The 26,014-nt window shown below is 35.8% G+C and carries 25 protein-coding genes; 13 read left to right on the forward strand and 12 right to left on the reverse strand.

Annotated features, from left to right (window positions below):
• Positions 1-12: 12 nt before the first annotated feature.
• Complete coding sequence (locus RHP76_RS04975; RefSeq protein WP_123279885.1) at positions 13-345, reverse strand: single-stranded DNA-binding protein; 333 nt, start codon at positions 343-345, stop codon at positions 13-15.
• Between the two features lie 519 nt (positions 346-864).
• A complete protein-coding gene (locus RHP76_RS04980) occupies positions 865-1,656 on the reverse strand; it encodes a phage tail-like protein (RefSeq protein WP_123279886.1) in 792 nt (263 codons plus the stop codon).
• A 317-nt stretch (positions 1,657-1,973) separates the two neighbouring features.
• Between RHP76_RS04980 and RHP76_RS04985 the strand changes: the two genes are divergently transcribed.
• The 12 genes from RHP76_RS04985 (at position 1,974) to RHP76_RS05040 (ending at position 10,360) form a co-directional block, all read left to right on the forward strand.
• Entirely contained in the window at positions 1,974-2,879 is a 906-nt protein-coding gene (locus RHP76_RS04985; RefSeq protein WP_311229625.1) for an arginase family protein, read from the forward strand.
• Positions 2,880-3,473, forward strand: coding sequence for an HPP family protein (locus tag RHP76_RS04990; RefSeq protein ID WP_062675089.1), 594 nt, complete (start codon positions 2,880-2,882; stop codon positions 3,471-3,473).
• Between the two features lie 5 nt (positions 3,474-3,478).
• Positions 3,479-3,823 (forward strand): hypothetical protein, encoded by a 345-nt coding sequence (locus tag RHP76_RS04995; protein WP_062675090.1) that lies wholly within the window; start codon positions 3,479-3,481, stop codon positions 3,821-3,823.
• Positions 3,824-3,847: 24 nt separating this feature from the next.
• Complete coding sequence (locus RHP76_RS05000) at positions 3,848-4,753, forward strand: TIGR01777 family oxidoreductase (protein ID WP_288441720.1); 906 nt, start codon at positions 3,848-3,850, stop codon at positions 4,751-4,753.
• Between the two features lie 65 nt (positions 4,754-4,818).
• The gene (gene nudK / locus RHP76_RS05005; RefSeq protein WP_288441719.1) at positions 4,819-5,400 is read left to right on the forward strand and encodes a GDP-mannose pyrophosphatase NudK; all 582 of its coding nucleotides are present in this window, start codon (positions 4,819-4,821) and stop codon (positions 5,398-5,400) included.
• Between the two features lie 94 nt (positions 5,401-5,494).
• Positions 5,495-5,869 (forward strand): hypothetical protein, encoded by a 375-nt coding sequence (locus RHP76_RS05010; RefSeq protein ID WP_288441717.1) that lies wholly within the window; start codon positions 5,495-5,497, stop codon positions 5,867-5,869.
• Between the two features lie 39 nt (positions 5,870-5,908).
• Entirely contained in the window at positions 5,909-6,367 is a 459-nt protein-coding gene (locus tag RHP76_RS05015; RefSeq protein ID WP_288441716.1) for a DUF2750 domain-containing protein, read from the forward strand.
• 13 nt (positions 6,368-6,380) lie between these two features.
• Positions 6,381-7,043 carry a DUF2306 domain-containing protein gene (locus RHP76_RS05020; RefSeq protein ID WP_288441715.1) on the forward strand — a complete coding sequence of 221 codons (663 nt, stop codon included), beginning with the start codon at positions 6,381-6,383 and terminating at the stop codon, positions 7,041-7,043.
• Positions 7,044-7,327: 284 nt separating this feature from the next.
• Positions 7,328-7,708, forward strand: coding sequence for a VOC family protein (locus RHP76_RS05025; RefSeq protein WP_311229626.1), 381 nt, complete (start codon positions 7,328-7,330; stop codon positions 7,706-7,708).
• Between the two features lie 209 nt (positions 7,709-7,917).
• Entirely contained in the window at positions 7,918-8,682 is a 765-nt protein-coding gene (locus RHP76_RS05030; RefSeq protein ID WP_120231402.1) for a hypothetical protein, read from the forward strand.
• A 186-nt stretch (positions 8,683-8,868) separates the two neighbouring features.
• On the forward strand, positions 8,869-9,765 hold the full coding sequence (locus tag RHP76_RS05035) for a retropepsin-like aspartic protease (RefSeq protein WP_123279893.1): 897 nt from the start codon (positions 8,869-8,871) through the stop codon (positions 9,763-9,765).
• A gap of 148 nt (positions 9,766-9,913) precedes the next feature.
• Positions 9,914-10,360 carry a KTSC domain-containing protein gene (locus RHP76_RS05040; RefSeq protein ID WP_047429652.1) on the forward strand — a complete coding sequence of 149 codons (447 nt, stop codon included), beginning with the start codon at positions 9,914-9,916 and terminating at the stop codon, positions 10,358-10,360.
• 311 nt (positions 10,361-10,671) lie between these two features.
• Here RHP76_RS05040 and RHP76_RS05045 read toward each other — a convergent pair whose 3' ends face one another.
• From RHP76_RS05045 to RHP76_RS05060, 4 genes are all read right to left on the reverse strand, one after another.
• Positions 10,672-13,860, reverse strand: coding sequence for an efflux RND transporter permease subunit (locus RHP76_RS05045; protein WP_062675099.1), 3,189 nt, complete (start codon positions 13,858-13,860; stop codon positions 10,672-10,674).
• A gap of 7 nt (positions 13,861-13,867) precedes the next feature.
• Complete coding sequence (locus tag RHP76_RS05050) at positions 13,868-14,929, reverse strand: efflux RND transporter periplasmic adaptor subunit (protein WP_062675100.1); 1,062 nt, start codon at positions 14,927-14,929, stop codon at positions 13,868-13,870.
• Positions 14,930-14,938: 9 nt separating this feature from the next.
• Positions 14,939-16,291: a TolC family protein gene (locus tag RHP76_RS05055; protein WP_311229627.1), complete on the reverse strand. Its 1,353-nt coding sequence runs from the start codon at positions 16,289-16,291 to the stop codon at positions 14,939-14,941.
• 89 nt (positions 16,292-16,380) lie between these two features.
• On the reverse strand, positions 16,381-16,974 hold the full coding sequence (locus tag RHP76_RS05060; RefSeq protein WP_062675102.1) for a TetR/AcrR family transcriptional regulator: 594 nt from the start codon (positions 16,972-16,974) through the stop codon (positions 16,381-16,383).
• Between the two features lie 179 nt (positions 16,975-17,153).
• On the opposite strand from RHP76_RS05060, the gene RHP76_RS05065 reads away from it, so the two are divergent.
• On the forward strand, positions 17,154-20,480 hold the full coding sequence (locus RHP76_RS05065) for a T9SS type B sorting domain-containing protein (RefSeq protein WP_311229628.1): 3,327 nt from the start codon (positions 17,154-17,156) through the stop codon (positions 20,478-20,480).
• Positions 20,481-20,520: 40 nt separating this feature from the next.
• On the opposite strand, the gene RHP76_RS05070 is transcribed toward RHP76_RS05065, so the two are convergent.
• The 6 genes from RHP76_RS05070 to RHP76_RS05095 all read right to left on the reverse strand — a co-directional run bounded on the left by RHP76_RS05070 (position 20,521) and on the right by RHP76_RS05095 (position 25,981).
• Positions 20,521-21,345: a CvfB family protein gene (locus RHP76_RS05070; RefSeq protein WP_120231406.1), complete on the reverse strand. Its 825-nt coding sequence runs from the start codon at positions 21,343-21,345 to the stop codon at positions 20,521-20,523.
• A 194-nt stretch (positions 21,346-21,539) separates the two neighbouring features.
• Positions 21,540-22,403 (reverse strand): proline and serine-rich protein 1 family protein, encoded by an 864-nt coding sequence (locus RHP76_RS05075; protein ID WP_311229629.1) that lies wholly within the window; start codon positions 22,401-22,403, stop codon positions 21,540-21,542.
• 120 nt (positions 22,404-22,523) lie between these two features.
• Positions 22,524-23,927: a dihydrolipoyl dehydrogenase gene (gene lpdA, locus RHP76_RS05080; protein WP_047429636.1), complete on the reverse strand. Its 1,404-nt coding sequence runs from the start codon at positions 23,925-23,927 to the stop codon at positions 22,524-22,526.
• Between the two features lie 130 nt (positions 23,928-24,057).
• Positions 24,058-24,444 carry a cupin domain-containing protein gene (locus tag RHP76_RS05085; RefSeq protein ID WP_062675106.1) on the reverse strand — a complete coding sequence of 129 codons (387 nt, stop codon included), beginning with the start codon at positions 24,442-24,444 and terminating at the stop codon, positions 24,058-24,060.
• Between the two features lie 30 nt (positions 24,445-24,474).
• Complete coding sequence (locus tag RHP76_RS05090; protein ID WP_062675107.1) at positions 24,475-24,819, reverse strand: hypothetical protein; 345 nt, start codon at positions 24,817-24,819, stop codon at positions 24,475-24,477.
• A gap of 76 nt (positions 24,820-24,895) precedes the next feature.
• The gene (locus RHP76_RS05095) at positions 24,896-25,981 is read right to left on the reverse strand and encodes a glycosyltransferase (protein WP_062675108.1); all 1,086 of its coding nucleotides are present in this window, start codon (positions 25,979-25,981) and stop codon (positions 24,896-24,898) included.
• Positions 25,982-26,014: the final 33 nt, after the last annotated feature.

A 26,014-nucleotide genomic window follows, 5' to 3' on the forward strand; every position in this document is an offset into this window, starting at 1 on the left:
GTGTTTTTAAAGTTATTTTCCTCCTAGTAAAAGGATTTCATCTACACGAATTTCCGTGATATACCGCTTAACCCCATCCTTATCATCATAAGATCTGTAGGTAAGTTTTCCTTCAACAGCTATTTCTTTTCCTTTGGTAACATACTTTTCAAAGATTTCTGCTGTTTTCCCAAAGGCAATCAAATTGTGCCATTGTGTTTCTTCTACCTTTTCTCCTTTAGCATTCGTGTAATGATCGCTGGTAGCTAAAGATACAATTGCTTTTACGTTTCCATTGTCGAAGTTTACCATTTCAACTTCTTTACCTGTGTAACCAATTAATGTTACTTTGTTTCTTAGTGACATAACTTTTATATTTTAAAGATTATTAAATTCAGATAAGAGACGTTCACTGCTTTCTCAAATCTCTGTTGCAAAGATTGCTATGGTTTCTATTCACAGTCGGTTATAAACCATTTAAATCCATTTGTAGTCGTTTGTAAACGGATATGAAAATAAAAAGATTTCTTTATTGTATAGGATTTATAAGAATTAAAAGACATTAACTCCCACCAATGAATTAAAAATTTAATAAGATAAAACCTATGATAATTTTTTTTTCTTCTTTAAAAAAATATTCACATTTAAAAATTGCAATGTTATATAATATGTATAAAATACAATTTCTCATTGTAATTAAATAAGAATATAAATTTTAAATTATGTGGAAAATTTTCTGTTCTGGCTTTCATCTAAAAAAATCCAACAAAAAAGGCACTCAACAAAATTGTTGAGTACCTCCTACTTAATCATGCAACTAAAAATAAAATTGAAACTTATATTTTTTCACATTCAATACTGTTTTTTGCCTCCTTAATAATGAGATTAATCTTTAGCTTGAGAAATCCTGGTTATACTATTGATAGTGGCATCCAATGAAGTATCAGATTTTATTTTAATAAGATATCCGCTACCAATAGATAAAGGATCGGCAACACTCACAAGATAAAAAACAAGATCTCCTGAGGTTACCCCATTAGGAGCTACCGCGGTCTGATCTATGGAGAATGTTGAAGGAGGAACAGGATTTGAAAGATTCACTGTTACAAAGGCCACAGAACCATTATTCTTATTGGCATAACTTACAATAACCCTCCACATATGAACTTGCCCGGCAATAGGGTTTTCCAGAAATCGTCCCGTTGCCGGATCATATATATCTCCAGGCACCGGACTGATAATATTTTCAGGCCATGTGGTGGTAGGTGGTGCTGCAAAGTCTGTCACAATGTTCATCGGTGTCTGATAAACAATATTCTGATACGTCATCAAAGGAACTCCTCCTGAAGATTTGAATGCAAAGAAAGGCTTTACACCTGCTCCACTATTTAATTTAACGACTCCTTCGTTGGCTGTTGTTAATGTTACTGAAGAAATTACGGTACTCCATTGGGTTCCATTATAATATCTTAAAGTTTTATTGGTGGAATCATAGATGATCATTCCCGCAGTGGGTGTAGTTACATTAGCTGGAGGATTGGCATTTCTGGAGAGTACAACTGCTGAATTAGCTGAGGTAACGTCTAGAACTCCTTGTGGAGACGTTGTATTAATCCCTACCTGTCCAAAAATAAAAGGACAAAACAGAAAACTGAGTAATAAATTAGATTTTTTCATGGTTTGTTTTTTTGAATGTTGATATCAAAATTACAAAAAAACACAATACTGTGAAATAAAAATCAATTTATTTATATGAAAATAAGACAGTTATATTCAACAATATAACTTTATGAGTAATAATTTCTTTTAAAATACCGATGAATATTGTATTTTCCAAAACATAGAAAATTAAACAAACATAGACGTCGTGTTCTAAAAATTCATTTAGTTAATGAACCATCCCTTTTCTGTAAAATATATTGTAATACTGATTGGCATTTTCCCAATTATCCATTTACAAACGGATAAATCCTTATCTTTGTGAAAATTCATCTATGAAAAGGAACATCAATATTTTTGAGTTTCCTCTCAATTTGGGACTTACCAAAAAGGAATATGAGACAGAACCCGGAGTTCGGAAGCTTCCGGAATGGCTCAGAAAATTTGGTTTTCATAGCAGAATTAATCCTGCCAACGTTTTCAGACTGAAAGCTCCTGAATATTCTATGGACTTTGATGAGGAATCAAAAGTCAGAAATGCAGTTCAGATTATCGAATATGCTAAACAACAGGCCGATTGTATTCTCCGGAATTACGAAAAGAATTCATTCAATATTATTCTTGGAGGCGATTGCAGCATTCTTATAGGAAACGCAATGGCTCTGAAAAAAGTGGGAAATTTCGGGCTTTTTTATCTTGACGGGCACACAGACTTCATCCCACCCGAACTTTCTGAAACGGGAGGGGCGGCAGGAATGGATCTCGCCATCATTACCGGTACCGGACATGAAAAACTAACTGATATTGATGGTTTAAAACCTTATCTGTCAGAAGAAAATATCTTTTGCTGTGGGAATGCAGAAATTGATGATGAACAATATGTTGACCAGATTACCAACTCCGAGATTCATTATTTTGATTTATACCGTCTGAGACAAAATGGTTTCGGAAAAACAGCTGAAGACTTTTTGAAAATGGTGAATGATAAAGGGTTAGACGGGTTTTTCATTCATTTTGATGTAGATATTCTGAAAGATGAATTCATGCCCGCCGTAGACAGCAGGATGGAAGACGGAATCAGTTATGAGGATCTCAGGGAAATGCTGGAACCTTTGTTCGCAAACCCTTTGTGCTTTGGAATAGAGATTACCATTTTAGATCCTGATTATGATAAAAACGGAATATACACCCGTCCATTTGTAGATAACTTAATTCAAATTATAAAAAATAAAGAAGAGTAAATGAAGAAGACAATCAAAAGAACATTCAGGGTTTCAAAATATGTGATCTATAAGGAGACGCTTGTTGATTACAAGGAACATTTCTGGTCATTTTTAGGCGCATTTTTTGGGATTGGGATTATTGCATTTATCCAGTCTCACTCACTTACAGAAACTGAAAACATATTTCTGATCGGTTCTTTTGGAGCATCAAGTGTTCTTATTTATGGAGCAATACAGAGTCCTCTGGCACAACCAAGAAATCTTATCGGCGGACATGTTCTGTCGGCATTGGTAGGTGTTACTGTTTATCAGTTTGTTCCGGATATCATCTGGCTTTCGGCACCTTTGGCAGTATCATTTTCTATAGTATTGATGCAGTATACAAAAACTTTGCATCCACCGGGTGGAGCTACAGCTCTGATTGCAGTAAGTTCTACAGGTAAAATTCCGGAATTGGGATACTGGTATGTTCTCTCCCCTGTTCTTTCCGGATGCATTATTCTTTTGATTGTTGCATTATTTTTTAATAATATTACACCCAACAGAAGCTATCCTACCCACAGCATGTTCAAAAGGCTGCTGAAAAAAAGACACAACCATCACTTAAAATAAAAATCATGAATTGTCTGGAATGTGGCGAGAAAATCATCGGAAGATCAGATAAAAAATTCTGCAACGATGCCTGTCGGAACGCCTATAACAATAAGCAGAATAAGGATTCCAGTAATCTGATGCGGAATGTTAATAACAAGCTTCGCAAAAATTACCGTATCCTGATGGAAATAAATACCGACGGTAAAACAAAAGTCCCAAAATCCAGACTGGATGGCTTAGGTTTTGATTTCGATTATTTTACCAACCTGAAAGTTTATAAAAACGGATCTGAATATAAATTCATTTATGATTACGGGTATAAACTTCTGGATGATGATTTTGTACTGATAGTAAAAAATCAGGCATAACCTACCCATCACAAATATAATATTATGAAAGAAGTTGTTCTGATCACCGGTGCCAGCGGCATGATTGCCAAAGAACTGGCAAAAAAAATAAGTAACGCATATGATATCAGGTTTCTGACGCGAAAAAAAGTGCATGATCATGACTATGAATGGGATGTCCAAAAAAAAACTATAGATGAAAAAGCCCTTGACAATGTTTCTCATATCATTCATCTTGCAGGTGCCAATATTTCAGAAAAGCGCTGGACTTCGGAAAGAAAAAGAGAATTGATTTCAAGCCGTGTAGATTCTGCAGAATTACTCCGAACAACTTTAAGAAAAAACAAGATTAAGCTAAAGTCTTTTATTTCAGCCTCCGGAATTAATTTTTATGGTACTGAAACCTCAGAAAAAATTTATACCGAAACAGATCCACCAGGCAACGATTTTCTAAGTGAAGTGGTTGTCTTATGGGAAAGAGCTGCTGACGATTTTAAGGAACAGGATCTCGCAGAAAGAGTTGTGAAAATACGTACTGCTGTAGTACTTTCTGAAAAAGACGGAGCATTAAAGAAAATGATCCCCCCTATTCAATATTATATCGGCTCTCCACTGGGAAGCGGGCAGCAATATATGCCATGGGTTCATATTGAAGACATCTGCTCTATTTATGAATTTGCTTTAAAAAACCCAGCAATAGATGGCGCTTATAATGCTGTATCTCCACAACATGCCACCAATAAAGAACTTACAAAAAAGATTGCCCAGGTACTTAAAAAACCACTATTTATGCCTAATGTTCCCGGATTTGTACTGAAACTCTTATTCGGAGAGCTGGCTACTGCTATATTGGAAGGTTCCAGAGCTTCCTCAAAGAAACTTCAGGATGCAGGTTTCCATTTTAAATTTCCGGATCTGGAGAACGCTTTAAAAGACTTATTAAAGAAGTAAATTCAGGAAAAATTAATTAGAAAAATATTTTAACACCTATTTATTATAACACAGAAAATATTCTCATGAAAAACCCGAATATCAACTTATTAAACACAGAAATCCTTTCAGATAACTGGTATACTTTAAACAAAGTCACCTACTCTGTTTTGAAAAAAGACGGAACTACAGAAACTCAAAGCAGAGAAGCCTATGACCGCGGAAACGGTGCAGTAATCCTTCTTTACAATACAGATTCAAACACCGTTATTCTTACCAGACAATTCAGATTACCTACTTATATCAACGGAAATTCTACAGGCATGCTCATTGAAGCCTGTGCAGGATTGTTGGATAATGATAATCCGGAAGACTGTATCAAAAGGGAAACAGAAGAAGAAACCGGATATAAAATTTCCAAGGTTGAGAAAATATTTGAAGCCTATATGTCGCCCGGATCTGTAACGGAAATTCTTTATTTCTTCATTGCAGAGTATTCAAATGAAATGAAAATCAACGACGGAGGTGGATTGGAAGAAGAAGGTGAAAATATCGAAGTTCTGGAATTATCGTTTGAAAAAAGTCTGAAAATGATTGATACAGGAGAAATCAAAGATGCAAAAACCATCATGCTTCTGCAACATTTGAGGATCAAAGGAATACTGTAGAAATAAGATATCATTGATGATTGATGATTGATAATTGAAAACTGCATATCTAATAAAAACATTAACTTATAACTCATATTTAAACTATTAACAGATGATTGAACATGTGAAACTTGCCATTAATCCCAAATTTCAGGATTGGGTTCTTTTTGAAAATGGCACTTATATTATTTTTGATGACATCAGTATTATCGGAGATGTAAAAGAGAAAGCATTACAATTAATGAAAGAATTCGGTCCGGTTTATGCCGGAGGTCCTGCCGGAGATTTCAATGTAATTCATTTAAACCTTACTGAAGGATGGCTGGTTTCCGGACATGGTTATGGTATGTATACGTATGTACATCCTTCCGAACTGGACAGTGAATCCCCAAACGATCTTGAAATAGGACTTTATGGCAGATCTAAAAGAGATTCAGATGGTCAAAATCCTGAAATTATTCATATCAACAGGAGTGAAATTTCATAAGACCTACCATTCATAATTTATCATTCATAATTAAATACAATGCTTCAAGATCATATTACTGTGGAGAACCGCCATAAAGACTTTATTAAAAAAATCACTGAAACAGAAACAGTATATGCTTTAAAAGATGGCAAAGGCTATGCAACTTCGTATTCCAACGAGTCAGAATATGAAGACGGTGAAGAGGTACAGATCATTTGTTTCTGGTCTGATGCTGCCAGAGCAAAATCATGCATAGAAAACGAATGGAATCATTATGAGCCTTCTCCTATTCCTCTCAACGAGTTTGTAGAAAACTGGTGTCTGGGAATGAATATCGACGGATTATTGGTAGGAACTAATTTCGACAGCAATCTGTTTGGTTACGAAGCTGAACCTTTAGAATTAATCCTTGATATTATTGAAGAGCTCAGATCTTCAGGAAAGTCACTGGAATTAAGAAAGTTTGAAAACATGGAAGATCTGGAAAAACAGATCAGAGCCGTGCTGGAAGATTAATAATTTAGCTCATATGAAGTCTTTGGGAATAAAGATCTTTAAAGCAAGTGCTTTAATTTTGGTCATTCTTTTCAGTATTCTTATGCTGAAAACTATTTCCCAGTATACTTCTCTTGAAAAAAATATAGGATTTCTGGCTTTTAAGCAGCTGGTTGTGGATAATCCGTATTGGATGATTTTTTTCTACATTCATATCTTTTCCATAACGCTTTGTCTTCTGGCAGGTCTGACCCAGTTTTCAAATCGGTTTTTGACTGAAAATAAAAGCCTTCATAAGATAATTGGGAAAATATATGTCTACAACATCCTTATTATCAATGTTCCGGCATGCTTTGTTCTGGGACTTTTTTCCAATGGTGGTATTATCGGAATCACAGGATTTCTGATACAGGATATCCTTTGGGCTTATTTCACTATTGCCGCCATACTTTTTATCAAAAAGGGAAATGTGAACAGACACAGGATGTATATGATCTTAAGCTATACGGTTACCACCACAGCCATTACGTTCAGAATTGTTAAAAATCTGTTTTATAATGAAACCCGTCATGACTACCAACTTTTTTATGGTTTGAATGTCTGGGCAGCCCTTTTTATCAATCTTTTTATAGCTTATCTGATTCTCAGAAAAGAATCATTACTACCTGGAAAAGTCAACGTTAGAAAAGAAGATTAAAAGACTTATAAATGACACCAGAAAAAATGATGCAATAAATATCAAAGTATTAAAAAATGCTTCATATTGAGTATTCCGGGTCCATTTGCCGAAAAAACGCATTATCAGATAAGAAATTCCTCCCAAAACGGCAATAATGAAAAGAAGAAAAAAATAATAAATCATGGTTTCGTGTTAATGTGTGTAAATCTATTATTTTAAATCTAAAAAAACAATCAATTACAGGACTACAATCTTCTGAATAGCCTTAATTTTGATCAACGTTATTATCTAAAAATTAATGTATGAAAATTAAAAGCCTTGACCATCTTGTTCTAACGGTGGCAGATATTGAAAAGACTATTGCATTTTACACTCATGTTATGGGCTTTGAAGTCATTACTTTTGGAGAGGATAGAAAAGCACTCATCTTTGGAAATCAAAAGATTAATCTGCATCAGAAAGGATATGAATTGGAGCCTAAAGCAGAGACTCCAACCTGTGGCTCTGCTGATCTTTGTTTCATTGCAGAGACAGGTCTTCATGAGATAATGGAAGAGCTCAGACAGAAAAATATAGAAATCATTGAAGGGGTTGTAGACAGAACCGGAGCGGTAGGAAAAATCAAATCAGTTTACTTCCGTGATCCGGATTATAATCTTATTGAAGTAAGTAATTATTATTAACAAAAACAGCTCTGTATCAGTTTATTACTATCCATTTTTTAGAATTTAATGTTCCTGGATTTCTGAAATACAAAATTGTCAGTATAAAATTCATATAAAATTTGCAAAAACCATTGAGAAAATCTATTTAATCTTTTATATTTCGAATTTAAAGCCTTAATTTTGCATAGAAATTCAGAAAATTCGGATTCTTTCAACAGGTTATGTACATGAAAAAAATGATGATCGGGCTTGCTTTGGCCTTATCCATCACTATTTGGGGGCAAAAAACTCCTGCAAAAGCAAACAATCTGACCCCTTACAGCTATCAGACTTTTAACTGTGACAATAAAGGGTATTTTGACCCGGCTAAATATAAAAAAGAAGAAATAGACGGGGTAAATAAACTTTTGTATCAGTTCAATGGCGTGGTATTTGACACCCAACCTGTTTTTAAAATTGCCCAGCTTGAAGAAATCCGTAAAAACAGAGAAACGTATTTACAGGAACTGGAAAAGCAGTATGAAGAAAAGAAAAAGGAACTGTACAGCCTTAAAGTAATTGATCTTCCTCAATGGAAAAAATTAATGGAAGAAACTATTGATTCTTTTGAGAATGAATATCAGCTTAATAAAGAAGAAATCCTTGCGTATTCTGATCCCACCACACTGAGAAACAGTAAATATTACGATACCTGCAGAGAACAGATTGATGCTATCTCCTCTCCCGACAGAGAAAAGATGTTTGCAGCATGGAGAGCGTATACTGAACTTAAAAGCAAAAATAATGCTGATCCAAAGGGTGTAATGGCAAGATTTGATGCCAAAATGAATGACCCTCAAAAAGAAGATTATGCATTAATTGATATGATTGGTCTGGGTTTTCACAACTGTGCCAACAGCAGTTTCAGACAAAAGCGTAATAATGAAGAGACCTCTTATAAAGATTTTGATAAGATTTTCACCAAGCTGAAGAGAACTTGTGATCAGCCGTAGGCTTATTAAATAGTTTGAAAGATTTAATCCTAAAAAAATAGAATAGCAACACTCAGATTGAGTGTTGTTTTTTTATTGGTAAAGTTTCACAGAACGGTTAAGGAATGGTTAAAAGTGGGTTAATGGCTTATGATTTCTTTGAGAAAGGTCTCGTTACCTCTATTTTCGTACTTCTAAAACTATTCCATGAAATACATTGTTGCTTTCCTGACGTTGCTACTTTGCATAGCAGTATCAGCTCAAAAACCTATCTCTGTTCTTCCGTTTTTTCTGGAAAACAATTCTGTGTATGTATATTGTAAAGTCAATAAAACGGACAGTATTAAGTTCCTTTTTGATACCGGTGCAGATGGCTCTGTCATTAATAGTAATTCTAAGAAAAAGATTCCGCTGAAAATTGACGGAAAGTCTGAGAACAGAGGTTCCAACGGAGTAAATACTGTAGATTACAGCAGCCACAACACAATACAGTTTGGGAATATTGAGAAAAAAGAAATACGATTTACGCTTATTCCTTATGAATCTGTTCATTTTGACGGGGTTTTCGGAACGGATCTGATGAAGGGCAAACTCATTGAAATAGATTATCATAGAAATGAAATCCGGTTTTATGACGAAGATGATCTGCTTATGGATTTAACAGGATATGAAAAGGTAAAACTTCATATGATCGACAACTACCCTGCTGTAGAAAGCATTATCATGGTCAATGACAAAGAATACTCAGGATTCTTTGGGCTCGACAGCGGAGCGGATGATGTACTTACGATTGCTTCTCCTTTTGCAAATAAGAATGTTCTGGTAACAGCCATGAAAACAATAGGTAAAGCCACAGCACAAGGCTCCGATGGATCTGTATATGAAATGCCTGTTGTTCTTTGCCCAGCTGTTCAATTCGCTCAGAAGTATCTTTATAATCTCCCGGTTACCCTTTCCGGTTCTACTGAAGGAATTGATTCTACAGAAAAAATGGCGGGATTTTTTGGTAATCAGTTTTTAAAAAGGTTCAATACAGTGATTGATTTCAAGAATGGATTTATTTATTTTAAACTGAATAAAAATTTGTACTCAGAGTTTAATTAGCTGTAAAAGTTAGTTTTACACATTCTACCTTCCTCTACATACTATAAATTCAACACAAAAAATCATTCAAATAAATTAATAATGAATAAGTTATGGTTTATCAGATTTAAATCCGTAATTTTGCACCCCGAAAATAAGGATTAGAGATATGAAAAAAATTGGTGAACACAGAACACTTCTTGGAGTTGATAAAAACGTTACTTTAAGAGAATTAAAGACGATTTACAGAAATGTGATGAAAGATACCCATCCTGACAAATTCATTAATGATGAAGCAGGAAAACAGGAAGCAGAAGAAAAAAGCAAGTCTGTGATTGAAGCCTACCACTTTTTGGTAAGTATTAATCCTGAAACACAGGAAAAATATAAAGAAGAATATACTGAAACCATTACAAAATCTAATATTCAGGATTTCTATCTGGAGAAATCAATTTTAACGGTTCAGCACTTAAACGGAAATATGTATGAGTATATGGGGGTTCCAAGAAATACCTATATCAAAATGATCAACGCTGATTCACCAAGCCGTTTTGCAAGAAGACATATCTACGGAAACTTCGTTTACAGAAAATCCGGAGAGGCTATGGCAGATTAATTTTTTCTACAACAATATAGAAGAGCTTCCAGTTTTACTGGAAGCTTTTTTGTTGCCCAAACCGGATGTTATGTTTTGGCTAAAGCCAATATTGGCTGTTATAAATTTAAGCGGGCTAAAGCCTACTCCTATTGAATATTTTCTTAATGCACAATAATCATCAATAGAAATAGGCTTTAGCCCATTTACAATAATAAAAATCATCCAATGGCTTTAGCCAAAACCTCTATAACTAAATTTTAAATCATCAAATATCAACAAAAAAGCGCCTCAGAAGATCTGAGGCGCTTTCGGTTAATTAAAGGTTTAATTTATTTGTCTAAATGCTTCGGAGTAAATCCGTCTTCATTTAGTTCTCTGTGTACGTAATCTGCTTTCATTTCAGCTTCATAGTCTACTTTAGTATCTTTACCCATTCTTCTTAGAACGGAGTCAAATAAAGAGTATACTACCGGTACAATGATCAATGTAAGGAATAGTGATGATGTCAAACCACCGATTACTACCCATGCAAGACCTTTGTTCATCTCAGCTCCGGCCCCTGTTGCCAATGCGATCGGTAACATACCGAAGATCATCGCAATGGTAGTCATCAGGATCGGACGAAGACGGGCGTGGTTGGCTTGTACCAAGGCATCGTGAGTGTTTGCTCCGGCTGCTTTTCTTGCATTCGTAAAGTCAACGATAAGGATCGCGTTCTTCGCTACCAGACCAATCAACATGATCATCCCTAACATGGTAAAGATGTTCAGTGAGTTGGCAGTTAAGGCAAGGATTACCATTACCCCGATCATCGCTAGCGGGATTGAGAACAATACCACGAAAGGATATACAAAACTGTCATATAGTGAAACCATTACCAGGTATACCAATACAATAGCAGCCAATAATGCAATTCCTAACGTACCGAAACCTTCCTGCTGGTTTTCCATATCTCCACTCCAGATGTAATCTACACCTACAGGTTTTTTGGTGCTGTTCATGAACTGGTTTGCCCACTCATTAGCTACGTCACCTACCGGTCTACCAACAGCTTTCGCTCTTACTTTTACGGAAGGAGACTTATCTCTACGTTCAAGCAAACTTGGTCCTGAACCCATTTCCACGTTAGCAAACTGGCTTAAACGAACCTGCTGTCCCTGAGGGTTTGTAAACATAAGGTTTTTAACGTCATCAATAGACTGTCTGTTCACATCTCCGAAACGGATATTGATGTCATATTCATATTCTCCAGCTCTGAATTTTCCGTCAGTATTTCCGTTGAACGCGGTCTGCATCGTCTGTCCTACACTTGAAAGGTTTAAACCTAAAGCAGACATTTTATCTCTGTCAATACTTACCTGAACTTCCGGGCTACCTGTATCTGTTGACAATTCTGCATCTACTGCTCCAGGAACTTTTTTCAACAGCTCAAGGATTCTTGTTGCTTCTTTTACTGCGGTAGCGTTATCCGGAGCGGTTACAACCATTTCAATAGGAGCATTTTCAGCACCCATGATACCGATTGGAGCTGTTTTAAACTCAACTCCTGTGAATTTCTCTTCCAGCTGTCTTTTTATTTTTGCAGCTTTGATATTGGTACTTTCAGAACGTTCAGACTTATCTGTTAAGTTCACCTGAACCTCGGATTGGTAAGTAGTTGCCTGAGCTCCACCAAAACCTGTAGACTGCTGTCCTACTGTTGTGATAAGATCTACAACATCTTTATCATTTCTTAAGAATTTCTCAACATCTAATGTTAATTGGTTTGTCTTTTCAACGGTTGCATCTTTTGACAATTCCATTTGTACCAGGAACTGGCCACGGTCGATTGGCGGGAAGAACTCACCTCCAATGAACCCGAATGCTACCAGCATGAATGAACTGATTAAAACAATGAACGTGATCACCACTGTTGAAATTCTTCTTAACGTCGTTTTCAGACACCATTCAAGGATTCCTGTGATCCAGTGTGTAAACTTGTCAATTAATCCTTCAAACCAAAGAATGAATTTCTCGAACCAGTTTTTACCTGTTAAATGCTCCAGCTTACCGAATCTTGATGATAACCAAGGAATGATGGTAAATGAAGCCAATAAAGATAATAAGGTGGCAATAACTACCGTGACGCAGAACTGGGCAAGGATGTTGGCTACAAGACCTGAACTCATCGCAATCGGTAAGAATACCACCACAATTACCAAGGTAATCGCAGCAACGGTAAATCCGATCTCTGAAGCTCCGTCATACGCAGCTCTGATCTTACTTTTCCCCATCTCCATGTGACGGTAAATGTTTTCCAGAACTACAATCGCGTCATCCACCAGGATACCTACCACAAGGGATAGTCCCAGTAAACTCATTAAGTTCAAAGTATATCCCATCAGGTTCATTCCGATGAACGCCGCCACCAATGAAGCCGGGATAGAAACCATTACGATGAATGCGTTTCTGATACTGTGAAGGAATAGTAACATTACAATTGCCACGAGGATAATCGCTAAGAATAAGTCGAAAATAACGTGGTTGGCTGATTCAAGGGTAAATTCTGTCGTATCGTTTACGATTTTCACTTTTACTCCCTGAACTTTATAGGCTTCTTCTACTGTTTTAATGGTCTTTTGAACACTTTCAGATACTGCTACCGCATTGGCATCAGATTGTTTCTTAACCTGCATCAAAATCGTAGGAAACTGATTGAATCTCGCTACTTTTTCAACATCCTTCTGAGAGTCGAAAACTGTTGCAATATCAGATAAACGTACCTGAGCTCCATTTTTATTGGAAACAACAAGGTTGTTCATTTCCTCTGTAGATTTATACTTTCCTGAAAGTCTGATCGTAGATTTTGTAGTTCTCGTTTTCAAACTTCCTGTAGGGAAATCTAAGTTTGATGAAAGAATGGCCTGTTGCACGTCTCCGATTGAAAGTCCGTACCCCTGTAATTTTTTCTCATCAAGATTTACCTGAATTTCTCTTTCCTGTCCACCTACAAGGTCCACCTGAGCTACCCCATTTACACGGGAGAAAATAGGTTCAATCTTTTTATCCAATAAGTCATAAAGGTCCTTACTGTTCAGTTTATCCGATGAAATACTCATCGTGATAATCGGTAAGTCATCTAAGGAGAATTTATTCAGAGACGGTGCTTTTACATCTTCCGGAAGGTCTGCCAGAATCGCATTTACCTTTCTCTGTGCATCATTCAAAGCGTAGTCTACATCGGCTCCATCGTTCAGCTGAACCATGATTACGGATAAGCTTTCGTATGAAGAAGATTCTACTTTTTTAACGTTTTCCAAAGAACCTACGGCATCTTCAATCTTTCGGGTCACGGAGGTTTCCACCTCTGCAGGTGAAGCTCCAGGATAGACCGTAGAAATGGTTACCATGTTGGTTTCAAACTTTGGAATCAATTCGTATCCCATGAGCGTATAACTCAGGATACCTCCCAACGTCAGAATTGTAAATAATACAATTACCAGCGAGGGTCTTTTGATCGATATTTCTGCTAACTTCATAGATCTGCTACTTTATAATGTTCACTTTAGATCCGTTGTCCAGATTGATCTGTCCGCTGGTAACCACCTGCTCTCCTCCATTCAATCCGCTTAAAATCTGAACTTTATCTCCGTAAACTTTTCCGATGGTTACTTTGATCAATTTAGCAACACCATTCTGGACAACGAATAATTGTCCTGAGCTTACTCCGTTAACAAAGGCTTCTGCAGGAACGGTCAGCATATTCTGAGTTTCTGCGCCATTGTTTGTACTGAATTTAGCCGTTGCATACATACCAGCCTTAAGGTTTCCTCTGTTTTGTACTTCAATTTCAACAGGGAAATTAAGAGAAGCATCACTTTTAGGAGCAATGAAAGTAATTCTACCTACGAAAGAATCTTCAGGCAAAACATTTACTTTAATCGGAACTTCCTGACCTAACTGGATTTTTCCGATCTGGCTTTCATCTACCAAAACAGAAAGCTTCAGACTGTTGATATTAACGATTTCAAACATCGATGTTCCAGGAGAAACCACCGTTCCGGGCTCAACCATTTTCTTGTTGATGGTACCGCTGATTCCTGCACGGATGCTTGTATCATTTACTTTTACACCCTGTGCTCTTACTGCAGCCTGAGCATTTTTCAGCTGTAGTCTTGAGTTGTCAAGCTGTTGTTTTGTAACTCCGCCTGTTTTATATGCGTTCTCATAGCGTTGGTTATCAATAATAGCATTCTGCAGATTGTTCTGAGCCTGGGTAACATCCACTTCGATAGCATCTTTTTTAATCGTTGCCAAAACCTGTCCTGCTCCTACCCTTGACCCCTCTTTTACCAGAACGCTTACGATACGTCCTGATATTTCAGAAGACTGGTTCATTTCCTGCTTAGGAATAAAAGTTCCGTTGGCTGAGTAGTCTGTATCAATATTTTCTCTTGTAACGGTTACAATATTAACATTGATCTTATCCACCTGCTTGGCAACTTCTTTTACTTCCTGCGTCTGTTTTTCTTTGTTACCCGCAATCTTGTAAGCGGCTAAACCAACCAGTACAGCTGCTACGATGATATATATTAAAGTTTTTTTCATTTTAGTTTATTATAAGTTTTGTAGTGTGTTTAGTTCACCCTTAGCTTTTATCAGCTTGATCTCTGCCTGTTTATAATCCAGCAATGCATTGGAATAGTTCTGTTTTGCCTGCGTAAGAGCATTTTCAGAATCCAGCACTTCCGTAAGTGTTGCCAGTCCATACTGGTAGTTTGACTGGGTATTTTTCTGAACTCTTTCTGCCAATCCTACATTATCTTTCATGCTTTCGAGATTGATCAATGCATTTTCCATATTGGTAACGGCATTTTTATAATCTAAACTTAAGCTCAGTTGAGTGTTTTCAATATCAACATCAAGATCCTGAATATCTATTTCTGCCTGGTTGATTTTCGCTTTGGTAGCTCCACCCGTGAAAATAGGAATATTGACATTCAAACCAATTGCTGAAAAATCGCTCCAGAGAACGCCTTTACTAAGGCCATTGGTCAATGGGAATTTTGCTCCGTTAGCTCCCCATCCGTAGTTCGCCGTAAGATTTACTGATGGATAAAGATAAGCTTCAGTCGCTTTTTTATTGAAAACCAAAAGTTCCCTGTTTTTATTTAAAACTTTAAGCTCTGTACGATCATTAAGATTTACGTTGCTCGCAATCAGCTCAGGTTTTGGTTCGATTTCTTTTTCTTCAAGCTCGATGTCTGTAGAAATCGGGATTCCCATATAAAACTTAAGGGCATTTTTTGAAAGTTCAACAGAGTTGATTAAAGCCTGCTTGTTGGAACCGATATTGGTGAGCTGAACATTGGTTCTGTCCAAATCGATTGCTTTTGCCAAACCGTTATCAACCAAACTTTTAATAACATTTCTTACTTTTTCAGTGTTGGCATAGCTGGCTGTTACCGTTTTAAGGTTTTCCTCCTGTACGAACACCTGATAATAAGCTGTTGCAACATTTTCAATAATCTGTTCATTGGTTAACTGAGCATTCAGTACGTAAAACTCTCTAGTTGACTTTGCAGCTTTCAATCCTGTAAAGACTCTCTGATCAAAAATCGCCTGCTGAAGTTGTACAGAAGCTGTTGAACCCCAAGGCTGCCCAAACTGAGCTCTGATTTTCTCACCTCCAAATTCCAGCAAAGATTCCTGAATAATCGGATTATAGGTTAAACCTGCCGTAGCACTGACCTGAGGAAGGGCACCGGCTCTGGCTTCATCAATCTTGTATTCGGCTTTTTTCACCTGTAAAGCAGCTTTTTTAGCTTCTGCTTTATTTTGAAGTGCCTGTTTAATAGCTTCCTGCAGGGAAACCTGCTGCTGGGCAGACATCAGTGTTGAGCCGAAAATCATAAATGCTGAAGCTATCCCAATTTTTAGCTTTGTAGCAGTTATACGTTTTCTATTCATAATTTTATACTTCGTTTATTTTTTATTTAATTTTCATTCATTATTTATTTCTATTTGACGAATCATTTTCAGAAATACTTTAGTTTTTTTTAGTTTTTGAACAACATATTGATAATAATCTCTTTTCTTTCAGAAATAATCTTATCATATTCTTCATCATTAATTAAAAGATTTTCCATAAATAATGGTCTTATTGCACTTGGAAATACCAGCAGTGAAACCATATTCAGAATAAACTGAACCGGAGCCATTTTCTCAATATTTCCCAATTCCATTTCTTTTTCAATATCCTTGTACATATCGTTCAGGATATCCTCCTCAATTTCTCTGTGATGGCAGGTTCCTTTATTGATCTGTGACACGATATAAGTTTCCAGATACGGATACTGAAGGCTTGTGGAAAGACTGCTTTCTATGAATTTGCTGATCTTCTCTTTAAAAGGAAGAGCTGAATTCTGAATGATCTTCGATTTTTCCTGTTCTACTCTTTGCGCTTCATCAAAGATGATCTGGATAAGCTTATCTCTTGAACGGAAATAATAATTAATAAGCGTTCTGTTCACTCCTGCTTCATCTGCAATCTCCTGCGTAGTAGCATCAAACTTTCCTTTCACAAAGAATAAATTCTTCGCTGTCTCCTTGATCAATTCCTGTGTTTGGTCTTTTTTTGCTTGATTTGACATTTTTGTTAAACAAATTTGTGCAAATTTATAGTAAAAATTATTTTTGACAAAATTGTTAAACAAAAAAATTAAACACATTTGTCATGACATGCATCATGTTTGTGGATGAAAGTTTACGATTACTTATTATTCAATAAGAAAGCTATTTTTATATCTTTGCCGCAAAAAATTAATAACTGATGAAGAAAATTCTTTCGCTGTTCATGGTTTTGAATGCGGTACTTCTATTTTCACAAAATTTGCTTTGGCATTTTCAAACCAAAAGCTCTATTATAGAATCTCAGCATTATATTGCTTTTAGTGATACAGATTCTCAAGGAAATATTTATGTTGGAGGAAGATATGGACGTTTTGCATTTCCCAGCATTAATAGCATTACATTTGATAATATTACAAAAACCAGCAGTGCAGATGAAGATTCAAGAGCTGTTATTGCAAAACTTGACAAGAACAAAAATGTAATCTGGGTAAAAGAAATCAGATCAAAATATTCATCATCCTTAAATTCCTTAGTTGTAGATAAACAGGACAATCTTGTATTTACAGGATATACAGATGGGCATGATTTAAAACTGAACCCTAACTCAGAGACTATTTTTGATACAGGGATTAACTCCGGTAGTTCATTCATGGTAAAGCTAGATACTAACGGAAACTTTGTCTTTGGGAATATTTATAATTATGTTTATAATATGGCCTGTACAATTGATTTAGATAACAATATCATCTCTACAGGAAATTATACAAACTACCCTCCACAATTTCTTACTGATTTGGATCCTAATCCTAATGCAGTATTTTATCTGCCTCCTCCAAGTGGTTTATTTGTTATGAAGAATACTTCCGCTGGAGCTTTTTCATGGGCCCGCCCTCTCCATGCTCACAATACCCCATCAATACATGCAGTAAAAACTGATCATAACAAAAATATTATTATTCTTGGAAACTTTGAAGCGTATTTGAAAATAGATAATAACTCTTTTCCTTCTACCAGTGTTAATTACAATCAGGGTTTTTTGGCAAAATTCAATACTAACGGAAATTTCACGTGGTATCAACCATTAACCTATTTAAGTGCCTATCTTGGGACTGCGAACTCAAAGATTGAAATTGATAACGCTAATAATATTTATACTGCCAGTAATTATTACAATGCACAAAATATTACTTTTCCAAATACCACAATAAATGCTCCTGCTGATGGACGTACAATGATCTATAAAATAACCCCCAATGGTCATTTAGTATGGAACTCCCTCATCAAAGGAGACGTAAGCTATGACTTTCGTTCTATTAAGCTCAATGCTGACAATACTATAAATTTCTTTGTGCGTTATGCTGATAATATGATTAAGGTTATCAATGGAAATAATAATACAGAAGAAATTGTAAAAAGAATAGACCTAGGGCTTAATTACAGTTATTTATCAAATGATGCTCAGACATATTATTTAAAATTCAGAAATGATGGTAAACTAATATTCAATAAAAGTGATTTCTCTTCTTATACTTTTGACCAAAGTATAGATTATGAAGGAAATATGATTCTTGCCGGAAATTATGATGGATATCAGGACTTTAATCCTGATCAGGATATTAAAGAAATAAAATATACAAATAATGATATAAGCTCTTTTATTCAAAAGTTTGGCAAATGTTATAACGGAACTCCAGATGGAGATAAAATACAAACATTTTGTTCATCAATCAATCCAACAGTACATGATCTATACCCTAATACATCCTATACAACCTGGTATGATTCTTTAATATCCACTACACCTCTAAGCAGCACTACTCCTTTACAGAACAACATTATTTATTATGCTTCTGTTCAGGATGAATCTTGTCCTTTTAATAACAAGAGATTAGCTGTAAAAGTGATCATTAAAAATGCACCTCTCAAACTTACAGTAACTGACTTCTATTTTTGCAGTAACGTTAATCAGATGAGTTTGTATCAACTGAACATTAATAATAACCAAAATATTAGATTCTATGATGCAGCTGGCAACTTAATTAGCAGCTCATCCTATATTATTGAAGGAGCTCAATATTATGTTACTCAACAAAATACGGAATGCGAAAGTGAAAAAGCTCCTTTTAAAGTATTTTCAATACAAGGTGCTACCCCTACAGGAAACACTCCACAAACTTTCTGCACAACCAATAATCCTAAAATCTCTGACATCCAGATCACAGGTCAGAATATAAAATGGTATGATGCGGCAGGAAATATTGTACCTGCAACAACTGTTCTTATTAATGGACAAACCTATTATGCATCTCAGACTATTAATGGCTGTGAGAGTAATAAAACAGCCATTCAGGTAACGGTAAATACAACTCCTAAACCGACAGCCAATGTAAATCAGGATTTTTGTGCTTCTGCCAACCCTACTTTAGAAAAACTGGTTGTAACGGGAACTGCTCTTAAATTTTATAATGCAGCAGGAAATGTAATTCCAATGTCAACTCCTCTGATAAGCGGACAAATCTATTATGTAACGCAAACTTTAAACAACTGTGAATCTGAAAAACTGGCAATTACAGTAACTTTATCTACCAATAATGTGCCCGCAAAAGACATTACGCAGGTACAATGTAATACAACTACTGCTAATTCAATGGTTGTTAATCTTCACTCATATGAAGCAAGTATTATTAATAATCCAGGGAATTATATTTTCACTTATACTGACACTTCAGGAAACCCTATTTCTAATCCTTCTGCTTATATTTTGAATGTCGGGACAACCCTTATCCACGTAAGGGTTTCAACTCCTGACGGATGTTTTAAGGTGGTGAGATTAAACCTTACGCTTAATCCAAAACCTATTGTTCTGCTTCCTGATATGCTTGATTTCTGTGAAGGAAAATCGGTTGTTTTAGATCCAGGCCCTGGATTTAAGTCTTATGAATGGAGTACCGGAGCAACCACTCAAACGATTACAGTATCTACTCCAGGGACATATACTGTTAAAGTAACCAACGTTTTCGGATGTGAAAGTACAAGCTCTACCCAGGTAAGCTATTCTGTTTTAGCACATATTGTTTCTGTGAATATTACAAACAATACAGCAAGTGTAATTCTTTCTCAGAACGGAAATTATGAGTTTTCTTTAGATAATCTCACATGGCAGGATTCTAATATATTCACTAATTTAAATATGGGAGAATATACTGTGTATGTGAGAACAAAATCCGGATGTATTATCGGGCAGAAGAACTTCTCGATTTTCAATATACCCAATGCAATCAGTCCCAACGGTGATGGAATCAATGATGCGTGGAGAATAGCAGGATTGGAAAACTATCCGGGAACGGAGGTAAGTTTATATGACAGAAGAGGTGCTGTAATCTACAAAGAGATTATCAGAAATAAACCTTTCCAGTGGGACGGAAGATATGAATCCCATCCTATTTCTACAGGAAATTACTGGTATACCATAAAAGTTTCTGATGGAAGAATCTACAACGGATGGCTTCTGATTAAGAACAGATAGTAAAATAAAAACGAGCAGAAATTCTGCTCGTTTTTTGTTTTTATAATAATTTGATCTTATCGTCTGAAATATCGATGATCTTATCTTTATAAAGTCCTCCGATTGCTTTTTTAAAATTTTTCTTACTCATCTGAAGTTCATCTTTAATCTCTTCGGGAGATGATTTATCAGAAACATACAGAAGTCCGTAGTTTTCTTCCAGTTTGTTCAGAATCTTTTGTTTAAACTCGTCAATATTTTCAAATCCTTCTGGCTGTAAAGAAACATCTATTTTACCGTCTTCACGGATCGCTTTGATAAATCCTGTTTCTTCTGACAACGGATATAATTTTTTGAAAACATCGGAAGCATAGATCAAACCAATGTATTGTTTGTTGATGATCACATTCCAGCCCAGTTCACTTTCATTCATCATAATCAGATCTACCTTATCCCCTTTTTTGAACGGAAGTTCATCATACTGAGGATTTCTCTTGAACTTCGTGGTACCGGTAATCAGTTCCATATCTTCGTCTACATAAATATAAACCAGATATCTTTTGCCTTCGATGATTTTGGTTTTCTGCTGCTTGTAAGGAATAAATAAATCTTTAATGATTCCCCAGTCCATAAAAGCTCCGCTCGGAAGACTTTGCACACAGCTCATTACTGCAAATTCACCTACTTCCGCCAATGGGATCTCAGTAGTTGCTTTTAATTTATCGTCATCCTGATACACAAAAACTTCAACATCCTCACCTGTTTCTTTTTCATCCTGAATAAAGATTTTGGGTAGAAAAGCCTTTTCACCGGATTCATCTACGAGGATCCATCCTGAATTAATTTTTTCTGAAATTGTTAAAGTTTGAGTTTTTCCGAGTTGCATTGATGATAAAATTAGCTGACAAAGGTACGGAAATTTGAAGATGCTATCCTAGTCTATATAATTATAATTGTTTTAATTGCTTTACAAAAAGTTATGAAACTATGAAAAATGTAATGTTTTAAAGATATGTTTTGGCTGAAGCCAATGAATTGATTGTATAAAATAAATGGTCTAAAGCCCGTTTCTATTGAACATTATAAGTTCGAAATATAATCCATCAGCTCACGTTTGCTGCTTTCAAAATCAAAAGCATCATAAACCAAGAAATAACGGTCTTTATCTGCACAATTCTGGTACATTGATTTAGCGAGTGCCAATTTCTTATTATCAAAACTGAGCGCTTTCACCAGATCTCTTATTTGTACTGAAGTAAACATAGAGGTACGCATCTGCTGATTGATCATCTTAATTTTCCCTTCATCAAAACTCTCATTGTTCATCATCATATCAAAAAACTGACGGAAAGAATGATTATCCATCACATTTCCCTGAAGAGACCAGTCTCCGGAGTGATTTCCGTAAGGATTGTTCCAGATATCGTTCCAGTCATTAAATCCATATTGATTTTGCACAGGATAAGAATCCAGAAGATAGAGACCTTCCTTGGTAAAGAAATCCAGCACCATTCTGTTGTTATTACGAAGAATCAATGTTGTTCTATAGATCAGAAAGCCATTCTCATAGATTGAAATGGGCATTCTCCCTGATGATAAATCAAAGAACCTATACTTTCCTGAACCGTTTGCCATCATCTGATCACCAACTTCCACAGTAAAAAATCCCTGTTCAGGAATTCTCAGAAAAACTTCTGCATAACCGTAGTTTCTGTTCCATTGATAATTAGGATTTTTTATTCTATTTTCATTTCCTCTTTTCAGAGTTGTATTATTTCCAGATCTCGGTTGATCAAAAGTTTTATTTCTTTCATCCGGGCTTTTAGAGGTTCTCATTTCTGTAGTGGAAGCCTCATTTTTTAATAATTCTCCTGCCTTTCCTGCTTCCTGTGCCCATGAGCTGATTCCCGCCAAAAGCATCCAACTGATAAAAATCTTTTTCATACATGAAATTTTCAAATACGATCTCCATTTTCATGCCAAAAGCACCACAAAAAAAGCTGTTTCCATAAGAAACAGCCTTTAATTTTAAATATTTAAATGATTAAATCTTTTAATCAGATATTACATATGAATAGGTCTTTTTGCCGTAGCATCCAATGCAGCTTCTTTGATCGCTTCTGCATAGGTTGGGTGAGCGTGTGAACTTCTTGCGATGTCTTCAGCACTTGCACGGAATTCCATAGCAATTACTCCTTCAGCAATAAGGTCAGCAGCTCTTGCTCCTACGATGTGCATTCCTAAAACCTCATCTGTTTTTTCGTCTGCAATAATCTTCACAAGACCGTCGATATCACCACTTGCACGGCTTCTACCTAAAGCTCTCATCGGGAAAGATCCTACTTTGTAAGCAACACCTTCTTCTTTTAGCTGCTCTTCAGTTTTACCAACTCCAGCAACTTCCGGCCATGTATAAACAACACCAGGAATCAGGTTATAGTTGATGTGAGGCTTTTGTCCTGCCAATGTTTCAGCAACGAAAACTCCTTCTTCTTCAGCTTTGTGAGCCAGCATCGCACCTTTGATAACGTCACCAATTGCATAGATATTAGCAACATTCGTCTGTAAGTGGTCGTTTACTTTTACTCTTCCTCTTTCGTCAAGTTCAACACCTGCTTTTTCAAGACCAAGACCGTCTGTGTAAGGTTTTCTACCTACAGAAACCAAACAGTAATCTCCTTCTACAACTACTTCTTCACCTTTTTTATCTTTAGCCGTGATCTTTACAGTATCTCCGTTTCTTTCAACTGCAGAAACCGCAGTAGAAAGCATAAATTTCATTCCTTGTTTCTTAAGAACTTTAGTCAATTCTTTGCTTAAAGCTCCATCCATTCCAGGGATGATTTTATCCATAAATTCAACAACAGTTACCTGAGCTCCTAATCTAAGGTATACAGAACCTAGTTCAAGACCGATAACTCCACCACCGATTACTACTAAGTGCTTAGGAATTTCTTTAAGGTTTAAAGCTTCCGTAGAAGTAATCACTCTTTCTTTGTCTAAAGAGATGAAAGGTAATGTAGATGGTTTAGAACCTGTTGCAATAATGGTATATTTAGACTCGATCGTTTCAGAAGAACCGTCGTTTTTTGTCACTTTAATCTGAGTAGCAGATTCGAAGCTTCCTACTCCTTCAAAAACAGTAATCTGATTTTTGTTCATCAGATAGCTGATTCCGTCTGTATTCTGCTTGATCACTTCGTTTTTACGCTCGATCATTCTCGCGATATCTGCTTGAGGCTCGTTAATGATGATTCCGTGACCTGCAAAATTGTGTTTTGCATTTTCGAAATGCTCAGAGCTGTCAAGAAGCGCTTTTGACGGAATACATCCAACGTTAAGACAAGTTCCGCCTAAAGTTGAATATTTTTCAATAATTGCTGTTTTGAAACCTAATTGTGCTGCACGGATAGCAGCAACATAACCACCGGGACCAGAACCTATTACGGTAACATCGAATTGACTCATGTTATTGTATGAATTTGTTTATTATTATCTATCTTAATTCTCACAAATTTACATATAAATTACCAAGCACCAAAGTGAGTTTTATCAATTTTAAAAATGATAATTATATGCTTTAGTTTGATGAAAAGTATTATTTTATGAACTTTATATTTTCTTCATTCCCTTTTTTGAGATAAATTGCGGTAAACACAAGAGGTTTGTCAGATGACGCATTGTCAAAATGAAGGATTTTCACATTTTTAGGTTCGTAAAAAGCATCTCCCTCATGAAGTACCACTTTTTCTTTTCCTTGGATCTGAAAAACAGCTTCACCGGAATTGATGATTCCCAAAACGGGACAGGGATGAAGATGTTCAGGAGCTCCTTGTCCGGCGGCCATTGTTATTTCCTGAATTTCGGTAGATTTCATTTTCTGATCAAGAGCTGTTTTTAACAATTCTTTTCTGGAAATGGCCTTCTGCTGAGCCGTCATTACAACAGTATTCAGCATCAAAATAACAATGATAAATGGTTTCATGGATTTGATATTATTAAATCAATACAAATATTACAGATTCAATTTTCCCTGTCCGAATTCGCCTGTACTTTCAAAAAATGAGCCACCATACACATACCATTCAAGGCCTTCCAGAAATTCTACTGCATTTTCAGGAGTGATCTGAGGACGGTCTTTTTTCGAAACAATTCCTTTGTACCATCTCCCTGATTTAGGATAATGCTCATATTCCACAAAATAATGAATCCATATTCTTTGGCACAACTTGCACTGTTGAATCGTTACTTCTCCATATCTTCCGTTGGTATGATCAATTCCTAATGCTGAGCTTCTATATTCTGTATAGCTGGAGTTCGGTTTCTCGCAGGCGCATCCTAATTTTTGGATTTTATTCATGAATGAAAAAATTGGTTTTCAGATAAAATTTATAACTCCAAAAGTAAGAAATTAACAGCCTATAAAGCAAATAGGGCTATGAAGGTTTGATCAGATCCAACAAAACCTTTTCATATTTATCCAGAATAATATTCTTCGAGAACCTTGATTTAATAGAGTTTTTTATGGCATCTCTGTTATAATTGCTCTGCAGTACCTTTACAATCTGCTGGGCAAAGCCATCATAGTTTTCAATATTGGCAACTTCACCATTTACATTATGCTGGATGATTTCATTGATTCCGCCTGGACAGTTATTGGCTAAAGAATAAGTTCCGCACGCTCCTGCTTCCAGAAGAACGTTGGGAAAACCTTCGTATCGTGAAGAAAGCACAAATAAATCTGCATATTTCAGATATTGGTAGGGATTTTCCTGTCTGCCGTGGAAAATCACTTTTTTCAATCCTAAAAGCTCTTTTGTCTGAAGCAGAAGATCTTTGTCTTTTCCATCTCCTAAAATATGAAGCATAATGTTTTCATTCTTCAGCCTTGAAAAAACTTTCAGCAAGTTATCAAACCCTTTTCTGGAAGATAGATTTCCAATGGCCACTACATTTTTATAATTGTATTTGAAGCATTCAGGTTTTAAAGAAACAGCCATTTTATCTTCAATAAAATCAAAGTCTACAGGATTATTGATTTTGATAATTTTTTTCTTTTTAATATTAAAATTATCCACAAGATCTTTCATCATATCATCACTTTGAGCAATGATTCTCTGATAGTTATTGTAAAAATTATAGAAAAACTTAATCTCTTTGCGGGTTACATGCTGAGTCACCACATTAGTTTCCCTTGCAATGAATTTTGTTCTTGGAAAAAGTTTTATGAACAGGGACAAATAAGCATTTACTTCACCAAAACCGGAGAATACAATATCTGGTTTTCTTCTATAGATTTCTCCTAAAATGGGTTTTAAAGAATGTCTTATTCTTTCGGTATTGATATCGATAATTTCAACATCTTTTTTCAGAAAATTCAAATATCCGCCTTGTTTACGTAACAGCAAAATCTTAGGCTCAAACCGATCTCTGGAAAGATGATTCGCTATTGTGGTAACAATCCTTTCTGCGCCCCCGGTTTCTAAGTCCGGCAGAATAAATATGACAGATATTTTTTTCATCTTATCAAAGTTACTAAAAAGTTTGGTTAAAAG

The sequence above is a fragment of the Chryseobacterium sp. SG20098 genome, assembly GCF_031844745.1.
Lineage (GTDB): Bacteria > Bacteroidota > Bacteroidia > Flavobacteriales > Weeksellaceae > Chryseobacterium > Chryseobacterium cucumeris.

Bases quoted from the DNA above. Each gene is read 5' to 3' on its own strand.
- RHP76_RS05030 (WP_120231402.1), top strand. From the start codon at position 7,918: ATGAAAAAAATGATGATCGGGCTTGCTTTGGCCTTATCCATCACTATT.
- RHP76_RS05075 (WP_311229629.1), bottom strand. From the start codon at position 22,403: ATGAAAAAGATTTTTATCAGTTGGATGCTTTTGGCGGGAATCAGCTCA.
- RHP76_RS04980 (WP_123279886.1), bottom strand. From the start codon at position 1,656: ATGAAAAAATCTAATTTATTACTCAGTTTTCTGTTTTGTCCTTTTATT.
- RHP76_RS05020 (WP_288441715.1), top strand. From the start codon at position 6,381: ATGAAGTCTTTGGGAATAAAGATCTTTAAAGCAAGTGCTTTAATTTTG.
- RHP76_RS04990 (WP_062675089.1), top strand. From the start codon at position 2,880: ATGAAGAAGACAATCAAAAGAACATTCAGGGTTTCAAAATATGTGATC.
- RHP76_RS05055 (WP_311229627.1), bottom strand. From the start codon at position 16,291: ATGAATAGAAAACGTATAACTGCTACAAAGCTAAAAATTGGGATAGCT.
- lpdA (WP_047429636.1), bottom strand. From the start codon at position 23,927: ATGAGTCAATTCGATGTTACCGTAATAGGTTCTGGTCCCGGTGGTTAT.
- RHP76_RS05050 (WP_062675100.1), bottom strand. From the start codon at position 14,929: ATGAAAAAAACTTTAATATATATCATCGTAGCAGCTGTACTGGTTGGT.
- RHP76_RS05010 (WP_288441717.1), top strand. From the start codon at position 5,495: ATGATTGAACATGTGAAACTTGCCATTAATCCCAAATTTCAGGATTGG.
- RHP76_RS05085 (WP_062675106.1), bottom strand. From the start codon at position 24,444: ATGAAACCATTTATCATTGTTATTTTGATGCTGAATACTGTTGTAATG.
- RHP76_RS04995 (WP_062675090.1), top strand. From the start codon at position 3,479: ATGAATTGTCTGGAATGTGGCGAGAAAATCATCGGAAGATCAGATAAA.
- RHP76_RS05025 (WP_311229626.1), top strand. From the start codon at position 7,328: ATGAAAATTAAAAGCCTTGACCATCTTGTTCTAACGGTGGCAGATATT.
- RHP76_RS05090 (WP_062675107.1), bottom strand. From the start codon at position 24,819: ATGAATAAAATCCAAAAATTAGGATGCGCCTGCGAGAAACCGAACTCC.
- RHP76_RS05065 (WP_311229628.1), top strand. From the start codon at position 17,154: ATGAAGAAAATTCTTTCGCTGTTCATGGTTTTGAATGCGGTACTTCTA.
- RHP76_RS04975 (WP_123279885.1), bottom strand. From the start codon at position 345: ATGTCACTAAGAAACAAAGTAACATTAATTGGTTACACAGGTAAAGAA.
- RHP76_RS05040 (WP_047429652.1), top strand. From the start codon at position 9,914: ATGAAAAAAATTGGTGAACACAGAACACTTCTTGGAGTTGATAAAAAC.
- RHP76_RS05045 (WP_062675099.1), bottom strand. From the start codon at position 13,860: ATGAAGTTAGCAGAAATATCGATCAAAAGACCCTCGCTGGTAATTGTA.
- RHP76_RS05070 (WP_120231406.1), bottom strand. From the start codon at position 21,345: ATGCAACTCGGAAAAACTCAAACTTTAACAATTTCAGAAAAAATTAAT.
- RHP76_RS05095 (WP_062675108.1), bottom strand. From the start codon at position 25,981: ATGAAAAAAATATCTGTCATATTTATTCTGCCGGACTTAGAAACCGGG.
- RHP76_RS05000 (WP_288441720.1), top strand. From the start codon at position 3,848: ATGAAAGAAGTTGTTCTGATCACCGGTGCCAGCGGCATGATTGCCAAA.
- RHP76_RS05015 (WP_288441716.1), top strand. From the start codon at position 5,909: ATGCTTCAAGATCATATTACTGTGGAGAACCGCCATAAAGACTTTATT.
- RHP76_RS04985 (WP_311229625.1), top strand. From the start codon at position 1,974: ATGAAAAGGAACATCAATATTTTTGAGTTTCCTCTCAATTTGGGACTT.
- RHP76_RS05035 (WP_123279893.1), top strand. From the start codon at position 8,869: ATGAAATACATTGTTGCTTTCCTGACGTTGCTACTTTGCATAGCAGTA.
- nudK (WP_288441719.1), top strand. From the start codon at position 4,819: ATGAAAAACCCGAATATCAACTTATTAAACACAGAAATCCTTTCAGAT.
- RHP76_RS05060 (WP_062675102.1), bottom strand. From the start codon at position 16,974: ATGTCAAATCAAGCAAAAAAAGACCAAACACAGGAATTGATCAAGGAG.